Raw genomic sequence first — 11223 nt, forward strand, 5'->3', positions numbered from 1 at the left:
AGCTTGTCGAGACCCGGGTCTCGACAAGCTCGACCAGCGAAGGGCGGTCAGCGGCGGGTCGCCGCCCGGAGCCACGCGATCAGGTCGGACGCCGTCTCCGGCACGGGCCGCGGGGCGGTCAACGCGGGGACGGCGTCCGGCGGGCCGAGCACCGCCCGGCGCAGCGCCTCCCCCGTGAGCACCCGCCCCAGCAGCTCGATCTCACGCTCGTTGACCCCGACCGGCGTCGGCCCGTTGCCCATGTCCGTGCCGTACACGAGCCGCCCGCCCGCCGCGGCGAACCGCCGCGCGTTGGCCAACGCGAGCGTCAGGCCGGCCGACCCGCCCGGCGCGTCGTGGATCGCGAGGGTCGAGATCCAGGTCATGTGCGCTGCCCGGGCGATCACGCCGGCCGGCAGCTCCTCGGTCCACGGCACGTGCACCAGCGTGTCCGCACCCGCGTCGATCGCGCGCTCGGCCTGGCCCGGCCCCTCCGCGTGCACCAGCACCGGCAGCCCCGCGGCGTGCGCCGCGTCCACGAGCGCCCGCAGGACGTCGTCGGGCAGCAGGGCCATGCCCGCGTGCAGGGCGACCTTGACCGCGAACCCGCCCGCGGCGACGACGTCGGCCACCGCCGCGGCGGCCTGGTCCGGGGAGGCGACGTGCCGCACCGCGGCGTCCGGCGCCCACGAGCGCCCGCTCGGGTACCCGCCCGGCGCGGTATGGAACGGCCCGGCGTACCGGATCCGGACGCCCGACGGCGGCTCGGCCGCCCAGGCGGTCACCTCGCGCGGGTCCCAGCCCAAGTCGTGCACCTCGGTGACCGGCCCGCCGGCGAGCAGCGTCCGGTCGACCAGCCCCAGGTGCACGTGGTGGTCGACGACGCCGGGCAGCGTCGTGGACCCGCCGTCAGACACCGAGCGGGCCGTCGATCTCGGTGCGGACCGAGATGAGCTCCGGGAAGAACGTCAGGTCCAGCGCCCGCTTGAGGAAGCCGACGCCGCTCGACCCGCCCGTGCCGGTCTTGAACCCGATGGTGCGCTGCACCGTGCGCAGGTGGCGGAACCGCCAGAGCTGGAACGCGTCCTCGATGTCGACCAGGTCCTCGCACGCCTCGTACAGCTCCCAGTAGGCGTGCGGGTCCTCGTAGATCGTCTTGAAGACGGCGACCAGCTCGGGGTGCTCGGTCCAGGCCTGCGTGACGTCGCGCTCCAGGATCTCGGTCGGCACCGCGTGGCCGCGCCGGGCCAGCAGGCGCAGGAACGCGTCGTAGACCGTGGGCTCCCCCAGCAGCTGCGCGAGCTGCGCGTGGATCTCCGGCTTGTCCCGGAACACCTGGAGCATGCCGGCGTGCTTGTTGCCGAGCAGGAACTCCACGGCGCGGTACTGGTGGGACTGGAAGCCCGAGGACTGCCCCAGCGAGCCCCGGAACTCCGCGTACTCGCTCGGGGTCAGCGTGGCGAGCACCGACCACTGCTCGGTGATGGTGCGCTGGATGTGCTTGACCCGGGCCAGGCCCTTGAGGGCCCGGGGCAGGTCGTCGCTGTCGAGGAACCGCCGCACGCCGCGCAGCTCGTGCACCACCAGCTTGAGCCAGAGCTCCGTGGTCTGGTGCTGGATGATGAACAGCAGCTCGTCGTGGTGCGGTGGGTCGCTCACCGGGTGCTGCGCCGACAGGAGGGCGTCGAGCCCCAGGTAGGAGCCGTAGTCCATCTCGTCGCGGAAGTCCGTGCGGATGGAGGCCTCGATGGGCCGGGTGTTGCCGCTCATGACGCGAGCGTAACCCCGCGCACTCAGGCCGCCTGCGCCTGGTGTCCTAGCTGTCCCATGCGGCCAGCAGCTTCTCGGGCGACACGACGGCGACGCCCTCGGCCGTGCTGCCGCTCCGCGACACGGCGAGCAGCGGCGTGCCGTCGGTCGCTCCGGGCAGCTGAGAGCGGTGCACGACCAGACGTGACGCGTCCCGGTGGTCGAACGGCCGGGACTCCAGCCACTTGATCGAGCCGACGAAGGTCACACGCTTGGCGACGGGACCTCTATCCGCACCAACGAGGTCGATCTCCGGGTCGTTCGTCCGGGTCCAGTAGCCTCCGACCACGTTGGTCCCGGGTACGAGCTCATCACCGGCCAGACGCCACAGAGCATCCCGGATAACCGGTTCGACGGCACGGCCACGCCAGGTCGTCCACCGGTCCCGGACGGTCTGCAGGACCCGATCGCCCCGCCCTCGTTCGATCTGCGGAAACCCTGGCTGGACGAACGAGAGCCAGAAGCGAAGGTAGGGATCGTCGATCCAGTAGCGGGTCTCCTTGCTCGGCTTCGTCGACAAGGGCGTCTGCGCGACGACCGTGCGCCTCTGAACCAGCAGCTGGAGCGATCTGGACAGTACGTTCGGGCCGACGTTCGACTCCCGGGCGATCAGCGAGTACGTGCGTTCCCCGTGGCCGATCGCCGAGAGCACCGCACGTGCTTGCGTCTCGGACGGGAACTCGGCGGCAAGTGTCCGTTCCCCGCTCACCAGCAGTGCCGACGTCGGACTCTGTAGGGACCGTGAGAGATAGTCCCAGAGCGACATCCCGCTCTCCCACTCCGTCAGGAGCAGCGGAAGTCCTCCGGTTACGAGGTAAGCGTCGAAGGCGTCCGCGGCAGATAGGTCGAGCATGGCAGCCACATCGCGAGGGGTGAGCGGAGGCACGATCATGTCGACACCACGCTGGTAGAACGGGCGCCCGTGGGTGTTGAGACCCTCCATCATCGCGATGTCCGACCCGATGAGGATCAGCAGGACCGGGAGCTTCGACAGGGTGCGGTCGAACACCTTCTGGAGCGCGCCCTCGAACGCGTCATCCTCTCGAACCAGATAGGGGACCTCGTCCAGCACCACCACGCTTGGTGAGTCCTGTGGCAGAAGCGAGGCAAGCACGCGAAATGCCGCGTCCCAGGTGTCAGGGGCAGCGAAATCCAGGGCAATAGCGGCATCGGGCAGGTTCGACGCTGCGATCTCGTCCACGAACCCCGCCAGGTCGCCGTTCCGGTTCCCTCCGACGGCAGTGAAGTAGACGTATGGAAGGCCTGCTCCATCAACGAACTGCTCGACCAGGCGGGATTTTCCGACCCGACGGCGACCCCGGATGAGCAACGCGCGTCCGGGCCGATCGTGCTCGCCCGAGCTGACGACGCGCAGCTTGTCGCGCAGTACCCCGAGCTCGGCGTCACGTCCGATGAAGCCGTTCACACGCCACCCCCAGTTACTCTCACCAATGAGAGTCTCGTGATTGAGACTCTCATTGGTGAGAGTATTGTGACGGGCTGCCAGCGGCAACCGGGAACGCCTGTCAGGCCGCCTGCGCCTCGTCCCGGTTGGGGTTCTCGAACGCCTCCGCCATCAGCGCGATCTCCTCCGGCGGCAGCGACATGTCGCGTGCGATCTGCGACCAGCCCGACGTCGCCGCGGCGACCTCGCCGAGCACGCGGCGGGCGTCGTCCTGCCGCAGGCCGTAGGAGTCCGCGGTGGCGAGCAGCACCCGCACGTCGCGGTCGATCCGCGTGCCGCCCGGGCGGAGCGGCGTGGACTCGACGACGGCGAACGGGTTGGGGTTCACGTCGAACAGCGGGGACAGCGACCAGCCGTCCGCGCGCCGCAGGAAACCGTGGTTCTTCATGTGGTCGTCCACGTTGCGCACGAGCAGCGTGAACGCGACGCGGCGGAACAGGTCGTGCCCGTCGGTGGCCGGCCGGCCCGAGTGGTCCGCCAGCGTCTCGGCGAGCGTGCGGTAGTCGATGACCTCGAAGAACGCCTTCTGCGTGAGGCTGTCCGCGGACAGGAAGCCGATGCGTCCGCCGTCCGGACGCCGGTCGAAGCGGCGGGTGAGCAGGATCGAGCGGGACGGGCCGATGCGGTGCAGCCGCGCGACGGGCACCTCGATGCCGGCGTCCGAGGCCAGGCGCAGCGTCAGGTACTCCCACGCCTGGACGTCCCACCGGTCGCCGCTCTCGGGCAGCTTGGCCATCCACAGGTCGCCGTCTGCGTCCTTCACGGTCACCTTGGGGCGGGCGCCGCCCATCGAGGTTCCCGCGGCGACCAGGAGCCGCACGTCGTGGTCGGTCTCCCGGTGCTGCGCGACGGCGTCCGCCGCGTCGGTCAGCGACGGCAGGTCCACGAGGTCGGGGACCTCGGCGCGCGGCGGCCCCATGAACGTCTTGCCCTCGTCGAGCGAGAAGCGCAGCGCGCCCAGCCGGGTCTCGTCCTGCACACCGAGCAGGAAGTCCACCTCGGTCAGCGTCATGAAGCCGCGCCCCTCGGCGCGGGCTGCGCGTCGCTCCGCGTTGAACAGCAGCGTGCGGCCCCACTGGTCGGGCTGGCAGTCGGCCAGGACGCCGAACAGGGGCCGGTCGCTGCCCGACGGGATGTTCCCCGGCGTCAGCGGCAGCTCGGGGCACAGGGCGTACGCGCGCTGGTCGCGCAGGTACGCGGCGTCGTAGCGGAACGTGCAGCCCACGAGGGCGCCGCCGCGGTTGAGATGCATGTCGAGGTCACCTGCGCGGACCTGACCCCCGCCGGGAAGCTCGACCTCGACACGAATCGACAACGGCGCTCACCTTCTCTTCTTCTCGTTCAGCTGGGGACCCTGACTCGCTGCGGCAGGGCCCGTTCCGCGTGGAACCGGCCCATCTCGGTGGTCAGCGGGTCGCTCGCGCCGACGACGGCGTCGGCCATGCCGAGCACCCGCAGCACCGCGAACGTGTTCTCGAGACTGACCGTTCCCGTGCCGGTCTCGATGGCCCGCAACGTGGTGCGGGTGATGCCCGCGCGGTCCGCGACGAGCTGGGCCGTGAGGCCGTGGATCTTGCGCCAGGCACGCACGTGGTCGCCGAGCGACGTGAGATCGCGCTGGGTACGGAGGGATGTTCTGGCCATGACTGCTCCTTTCGGTTACCAGGCTAACCGACGGGGCTGGTAACGGTCACTGTGGTAGCCACTATTTCGTGGTGCGGAATCGGATGGGGGCAGGACGGCGCCTCTGGGCCCAGGATCCGCCTCGCGCGCCGGATCGTGGAAAAGCCGGAGGGCCGCCCCACACGGTGTGGGGCGGCCCTCCTGGCGCTGCGGTCAGCGGCGCGTCACGACTGCTGGTTGTTGACCGTGGCCGTCTCCAGGGCGCCGACCGACAGGTCGTGCTTCTCCAGGATGTCGGCGTAGGTGCCGTCGTCGATCAGGCTCTGCAGCGCGGCCTGGTAGGCGCGGACGAGCTCGACGTCGCCCTTGAGGAACCGGAAGCCCAGGGGCGTCGGGTTGATGATCTCGGTGTTGGCCACCTCGAAGATGTCACCGGAGCCGACCTGCTTGGCGTTGTAGACGCCGGTCGACCACTGGGTGAGCTCCGCGTCGGCCTTGCCCGCCTCGACCTGAGCGAGCGCTTCGGCGTCGGTGCCGTACGGCGTGATCACGATCGGCTTGGCCCTGCAGTCGCTCTCGTTCAGGGCGATCAGCGCCGTCTGCTGCGACGTGTAGTCGTTCGGGTCGGTGCCACCCAGGACCGCGACGTTGCGGCCGCACAGGTCCTTGAGCGTCTTGATACCGGCGGGGTTGCCGGCCGGGACCATGATCGCGTCGCTGTCGTTGTAGTAGTCCACGAAGTCGGACTCGACCTGGCGCTCAGCGGTGTCCGACATCGCCGCGGCGACGACGTCGACGTTGCTCGCGTACAGCTCGTCGATCAGCGAGTCCCACGGCATGTCCACGAAGTTGTACTTGATCCCGAGCCGCTTCGACGCGGCGTCGAACAGGTCGATCTCGAAGCCGACGATGCGGCCGGCCTCGTTCGTGTACTCGAAGGGCGGGTAGCCCGACTCCGTACCGACGGCGATCCGCGTGGACTCCGCCCGCAGCTCGCCCGGGAGCATTGCGCGCAGCTCCGGGCGTACCTCCACGGTCTGCGCGGAGCCTTCGGTCGACCCGGAAGAGTCGGTCGCGCAGCCGGTCAGCAGGGCGCCGAGCGCGGTCACCGCCGCGATCGAGCTGATGGCCGCACGTGCGCGGTGTCCACGCACGTGATGTCCGAGAGCCATGCGGTGTCCTCCACAAAACGACATGATGAGCGGGTTACGCGGGTGGAGCCTATACGGTCCGGGTCATTTGCTGTGAATTCGAGTTTCACCTACTCCCACGGCAGCGACCCCGGCGTCACGAGCGTGTGCCGACCTTAGCGGCAGCCCCCACGTCCGCCAGAATCACCGCGTCGATGAGACCCCGGGCCCACTGGAGCACCTCGGTGCCGCGCAGCGGGCGCCCGCCGATCCGCGCGGTGGTCGGGAACGGCACGAGGAACGCGCGGATCGCCGGCTTGAGGATGGTGCCCGGGTAGAGCCGCTTGAGGCGCAGCTGCGCCGACTCCGGCAGGTTGACCGGCGCGAACCGGATGTACTTGCCCTGCGCCGTGACGTCGGTGAGCCCGGCCTTGCGCACGTGGTTGCGGAAGTCGGCGACGTCGAACAGGGCGTCCGCGACGTCGGGCAGCACGCCGTAGCGGTCGGTGAGCTCCGCGCGGACCTCCGCGAGCGCCGCGGCGTCCTGTGCCGTGGCGATCTTCTTGTAGGCCTCGAGCCGGAGCCGCTCGGTGGCGATGTAGGCCTCGGGCAGGTGCGCGTCCACGGGCAGCTCGATGGTGACCTCGGGCGCCTCCTCCTCCGCGTCGCCGCGGAAGGCGGAGACGGCCTCGCCGACCATACGCACGTAGAGGTCGAAGCCGACGCCGGCGATGTGGCCCGACTGCTCGCCGCCGAGCAGGTTGCCCGCCCCGCGGATCTCGAGGTCCTTCATGGCGATCTGCATGCCCGCGCCGAGGTCGGTGTGGGCGGCCATGGTGGCGAGCCGGTCGTGCGCGGTCTCGGTGAGCGGCTTCTCGGGCGGGTACAGGAAGTAGGCGTAGGCGCGCTCGCGCCCGCGGCCCACGCGGCCGCGGAGCTGGTGCAGCTGGGACAGGCCCAGCATGTCGGAGCGCTCCAGGATCAGGGTGTTGGCGTTGGAGATGTCCAGGCCGGTCTCGATAATCGTGGTGCAGACCAGCACGTCGAGCTCCTTCTCCCAGAAGGCGCGGATGACCTGGTCGAGCTGGTGCTCGCTCATCTTGCCGTGGGCCACGCCGATGCGGGCCTCGGGCACGAGCTCGCTCAGCCGGCCGGCGGCGCGCTGGATGGTCTCCACCTTGTTGTGCACGTAGAAGACCTGGCCCTCGCGCAGCAGCTCGCGCCGCAGGGCCGCCGCGATCTGCTTCTCCTCGTAGGCGCCCACGTAGGTGAGCACGGGGTGCCGCTCCTCCGGCGGCGTGGCCAGCGTGGACATCTCGCGGATGCCGGTCACGGCCATCTCCAGCGTGCGCGGGATCGGGGTGGCGGACATCGCCAGCACGTCGACGTTGGTGCGCAGCTGCTTGAGCGTCTCCTTGTGCTCGACGCCGAAGCGCTGCTCCTCGTCGATCACCACGAGGCCCAGGTCCTTGAACGCGACGGACCCGGTGATGAGGCGGTGGGTGCCGATCACGATGTCGACGCTGCCTTCCTTGAGGCCGGCGAGCGTCTCCTCGGACTCCTTGGCCGACTGGAACCGGCTCAGCGCCCGCACGTTCACGGGGAACCCGGTGTACCGCTCGGAGAAGGTCTCGTAGTGCTGCTGCACCAGGAGGGTGGTGGGCACCAGGACGGCGACCTGCTTGCCGTCCTGCACCGCCTTGAAGGCGGCCCGGATGGCGATCTCCGTCTTGCCGTAGCCGACGTCGCCGCAGACCAGGCGGTCCATCGGGACGGACTTCTCCATGTCGGCCTTGACCTCGTCGATGGTGGCGAGCTGGTCGGGCGTCTCGACGTACGCGAAGGCGTCCTCCAGCTCGCGCTGCCACGGGGTGTCCGGGCCGTAGGCGTGGCCCTGCGTGGCCATGCGCGCGCTGTACAGGCGGATCAGCTCGCTCGCGATCTCCTTGACGTGCTTGCGCGCCTTGGCCTTGGTGTTCTTCCAGTCGGCGCCGCCCATCTTGGACAGCGACGGCGCCTCCCCGCCCGTGTACTTGGTGACCTGGTCGAGCTGGTCGGTGGGCACGAACAGCCGGTCGCCGGGCTGGCCGCGCTTGCTGCTCGCGTACTCGATCACGAGGTACTCGCGCGTGGCCCGGTTGCCGCCGGTGCCCATGGTGCGCTGCGCCATCTCGACGAACCGGCCGACGCCGTGCTGCTCGTGCACCACGAAGTCGTCGGCCTTGAGCTGGAGGGGGTCGACGACGTTGCGGCGCCGGCTGGGCATGCGGCGCATGTCGCGCGTGCCGGACCCGGCGCGCCCCGTGAGGTCCTGCTCGGAGAAGACGGCGAGCTGCAGCTCGGGCGCCACAAAGCCCTTGCCGACGCCGCCCGCGACCACGTGCACGACGCCGGGCTCGGGCTCCTCCTCCAGCGACCCCGCGAGCCGGGCCGCCGTGCCCGCCGCCGAGAGCTGCTCGGTCATGCGCTTGGCCGGGCCGTGGCCCTCGGTGGTCAGCACGAGCCGCCAGCTCGCGACCTGCAGGCCGTGCACGTCGTCCAGCGCGCGGGCCAGGTCGCCGCGGTAGGACTCGACGTCCCGCGCGCTGATCGTGAACACGGTCTCGGACCCGTCGCCGCCCGGCGAGTCGTCGGCGAGCTCCGTGTCCTGCGTGAAGGCGGACAGGGTCCACCAGCCCAGGCCGCGCCGGGCGGCGATCTCGCGCACCTCGGCGAAGGTCTCGAAGGACGCCGCGGACAGGTCGATCGGCGCCGCACCGCCGGCCACCGCGCCGGTCCAGGCGGCGGCGAGGAACTCCTCGGTGGTCGCCACGAGGTCGTGCGCGCGCCGGCGCACGCGCTCGGGCTCGTTGACCACGAGCAGGGCGTCCTCGGGTACCAGCTCCAGGACCGGGACCATGTGGTCCACCAGCACCGGGGCGAGGGACTCCATGCCCTCGACGGCGACGCCGGCGGCGAGCTTGTCGAGCATCTCGACCGCGCCCGGCAGGCTGGGCACCAGGTCGGCCGCGCGCTGCCGGACGGCGTCGTCGAGCAGGATCTCGCGGCACGGCGGCGCCCACACGCCGTGCTCCGCGATCTCCAGGCTGCGCTGGTCGGCCACGGCGAACCAGCGGATCTCGGTGACCTCGTCGCCCCAGAACTCGCACCGCAGCGGGTGGTCCTCCGTGGGCGGGAAGATGTCGAGGATGCCGCCGCGCACCGCGAACTCGCCGCGCCGCTCGACCATGTCGACGCGCGTGTAGGCGGCGGCGGTGAGGCGCTCGGCGACGTCGGTCAGGTCAGCCGTGGTGCCGGCCTCGAGCTGCACGGGCTCCAGCTCCCCCAGGCCCGCCACGACCGGCTGCAGCAGGGCGCGGACCGGCATCACCAGGATGCGGACCTCGCCGGCCTGGCCGTGGCCCTCGGCCGGGTGCGCCAGCCGGCGGAACACCGCCAGACGCTTCGCCACGGTGTCCGCACGCGGGCTGAGCCGCTCGTGCGGCAGGGTCTCCCACGACGGGAGCACGGCGACGTCGTCGGCCCGCTCCTCAGGGAGGTAGCCGCGCAGGCTCGCGGCCAGGTCGTCGGCCTCCCGGCCCGTCGCGGTCACGACCACGAGGGGCCGCCGCTCGGCCGCCGCGACCAGCAGCGGCGGGCGCACTCCCACCGGCCCCACCACGTCCGCGAACCCGCGGAGGCGCACGTGCTCCACGGCGGCGGAGGCGCCGGGATCGCGCAGAAGAGTGGGGAGGAGGCCGGTGAGGTTCATAGATCTGTTCCTTCGAGGGCGCACGACGACGGGCCCTTCACGGGCATGACCCGGGTAGGGGTCATGTGGTGAGGGGCTGGTCCCAGGCTACTCCTGGGCACTGACACCACGCTTTGCGGTGCCTTCCGTCCCGCTCTGTCCTACGATGACCGGCGATGTTCACCCCCTCTAGCTCCCCGCGGCACGGCACGCCCGCCCCAGGACGGGCCGCCGTCGCGCACCGCTCCGCCGTCCGGCTCGACTGGCCCGACGCCGCCCGCGGCCTCGCCATCGGCCTGGTGGTGCTCTACCACGCGACCAACTGGACGTGGTCCACGGGGTACGAGGTGGGCGTGCTGCGCGAGGTCAACGAGACCCTGCGCAGCCTGCGCATGCCGCTCTTCTTCGCGGTGGCGGGCATGTTCGCCGGCAAGTGGACGACGGTGCCGTGGTCCACGCTGGCCCGCGGCAAGCTGCTGTACTTCGCGTGGGTGTTCGTGCTGTGGGAGCCCGTCTCGCTGGTGGTCCGCCTGGTCACGGGCTACTACCAGGTGGCCGACGCCGACTGGGGCACCCTCGCGGACCAGCTCGCCCGGTCGCTGCTCGTCCCCCGCTCGGAGCTGTGGTTCCTCTGGACGCTGGCCGCGTTCTTCGTGGTCGCGCGGGCGCTGCGCCGCGTGCCCGTGCCGGTGCAGCTCCTGGCGGCGGCCGCCGTGAGCGGCTGGGCGCTGGCGGGCTGGGAGCCGGAGAGCATCGCGTGGCGCGGCACGGCCCAGTTCGCGCTGTTCTTCCTGGGCGGCCTGCACCTGCGGTCGCTGCTCGAACGGTTCGCCGAGCGCATGACGTGGTACTGGGCGCTGAGCGCCGTGGCCCTCTGGCTCGCGGTCCAGGTCGCGGTGCGCCAGCTCGGCCTGGCCGACGTCCCCGGCTGCTACCTGCTGGCCAACGTCGCCGGAGTGCCGGCCGGGGTGGCCGTGAGCGTGCTGGTCTCCCGCGTGCCCGGTTCGCTCGGGCTGCGCTGGCTGGGCGCGCGCACGCTGCCGGTCTTCGTCACGCACACCTCGGTGGTGCTCGCGCTGCTGTACCTGCTGTACAGCAACGCGATCTGGATCCCCGCGCCGCAGTCGCAGTGGCTGCCGGTGGTGCTCTGGGCCGCGGCGATCGGCGTCGGCCTGGGCCTGGGCGCGCTGGCCCCGCGGATCGGCGCGCGCTGGCTGTTCGCCCCGCCCCGCTGGCTGACGGGCGGGCGCCGCTGACTCGGCAGTTTGCACCGCGGACTCGGCAGTTTGCATCGAGGTCGGCAGTTTGCATCGAGGTCGGCAGTTTGCATCGAGGTCGGCAGTTTGCATCGAGGTCGGCAGTTTGCATCGAGGTCGGCAGTTTGCATCGAGGTCGGCACTTTGCATCGAGGTCGGCAGTTTGCATCGAGGTCGGCAGTTTGCATCGAGGTCGGCAGTTTGCATCGAGGTCGGCAGTTTGCATCGAGG

Annotated in this window: 8 protein-coding genes; 1 reads left to right on the top strand and 7 read right to left on the bottom strand. The window is 71.1% G+C overall.

What is annotated here, in order from left to right; translation table 11 throughout:
• Window positions 1-47: 47 nt before the first annotated feature.
• The 7 genes from ACFU5G_RS25865 to mfd all read right to left on the bottom strand — a co-directional run bounded on the left by ACFU5G_RS25865 (window position 48) and on the right by mfd (window position 9757).
• Window positions 48-896, bottom strand: coding sequence for a hydrolase (locus ACFU5G_RS25865; protein ID WP_377251260.1), 849 nt, complete (start codon window positions 894-896; stop codon window positions 48-50).
• Window positions 889-1749 carry a tryptophan 2,3-dioxygenase gene (gene kynA, locus ACFU5G_RS25870; RefSeq protein ID WP_377251262.1) on the bottom strand — a complete coding sequence of 287 codons (861 nt, stop codon included), beginning with the start codon at window positions 1747-1749 and terminating at the stop codon, window positions 889-891. The genes ACFU5G_RS25865 and kynA overlap by 8 nt, the downstream gene beginning before the upstream one ends.
• A 46-nt stretch (window positions 1750-1795) precedes the next feature.
• The gene (locus ACFU5G_RS25875; protein ID WP_377251264.1) at window positions 1796-3214 is read right to left on the bottom strand and encodes an ATP-binding protein; all 1419 of its coding nucleotides are present in this window, start codon (window positions 3212-3214) and stop codon (window positions 1796-1798) included.
• A 100-nt stretch (window positions 3215-3314) separates the two neighbouring features.
• The gene (locus ACFU5G_RS25880) at window positions 3315-4505 is read right to left on the bottom strand and encodes a type II toxin-antitoxin system HipA family toxin (RefSeq protein WP_377251266.1); all 1191 of its coding nucleotides are present in this window, start codon (window positions 4503-4505) and stop codon (window positions 3315-3317) included.
• Between the two features lie 89 nt (window positions 4506-4594).
• Entirely contained in the window at window positions 4595-4897 is a 303-nt protein-coding gene (locus ACFU5G_RS25885) for a helix-turn-helix transcriptional regulator (protein WP_026365986.1), read from the bottom strand.
• A 203-nt stretch (window positions 4898-5100) separates the two neighbouring features.
• Entirely contained in the window at window positions 5101-6048 is a 948-nt protein-coding gene (locus ACFU5G_RS25890) for an ABC transporter substrate-binding protein (protein ID WP_377251268.1), read from the bottom strand.
• Window positions 6049-6163: 115 nt separating this feature from the next.
• A complete protein-coding gene (gene mfd / locus ACFU5G_RS25895) occupies window positions 6164-9757 on the bottom strand; it encodes a transcription-repair coupling factor (protein ID WP_377251270.1) in 3594 nt (1197 codons plus the stop codon).
• Window positions 9758-9912: 155 nt separating this feature from the next.
• Between mfd and ACFU5G_RS25900 the strand changes: the two genes are divergently transcribed.
• Complete coding sequence (locus ACFU5G_RS25900) at window positions 9913-10992, top strand: acyltransferase family protein (RefSeq protein WP_377251272.1); 1080 nt, start codon at window positions 9913-9915, stop codon at window positions 10990-10992.
• The last annotated feature ends 231 nt before the right edge of the window (window positions 10993-11223 follow it).

Origin of the sequence: Promicromonospora sp. NPDC057488, assembly GCF_042802395.1 — a bacterium.
Classification (GTDB): domain Bacteria; phylum Actinomycetota; class Actinomycetes; order Actinomycetales; family Cellulomonadaceae; genus Promicromonospora.

What these genes read in the sequence shown, in the direction of transcription:
- kynA (WP_377251262.1), bottom strand. Translation starts at nt 1,749, where the DNA reads ATGAGCGGCAACACCCGGCCCATCGAGGCCTCCATCCGCACGGACTTC.
- ACFU5G_RS25880 (WP_377251266.1), bottom strand. Translation starts at nt 4,505, where the DNA reads ATGCATCTCAACCGCGGCGGCGCCCTCGTGGGCTGCACGTTCCGCTAC.
- ACFU5G_RS25885 (WP_026365986.1), bottom strand. Translation starts at nt 4,897, where the DNA reads ATGGCCAGAACATCCCTCCGTACCCAGCGCGATCTCACGTCGCTCGGC.
- ACFU5G_RS25900 (WP_377251272.1), top strand. Translation starts at nt 9,913, where the DNA reads ATGTTCACCCCCTCTAGCTCCCCGCGGCACGGCACGCCCGCCCCAGGA.
- mfd (WP_377251270.1), bottom strand. Translation starts at nt 9,757, where the DNA reads ATGAACCTCACCGGCCTCCTCCCCACTCTTCTGCGCGATCCCGGCGCC.
- ACFU5G_RS25890 (WP_377251268.1), bottom strand. Translation starts at nt 6,048, where the DNA reads ATGGCTCTCGGACATCACGTGCGTGGACACCGCGCACGTGCGGCCATC.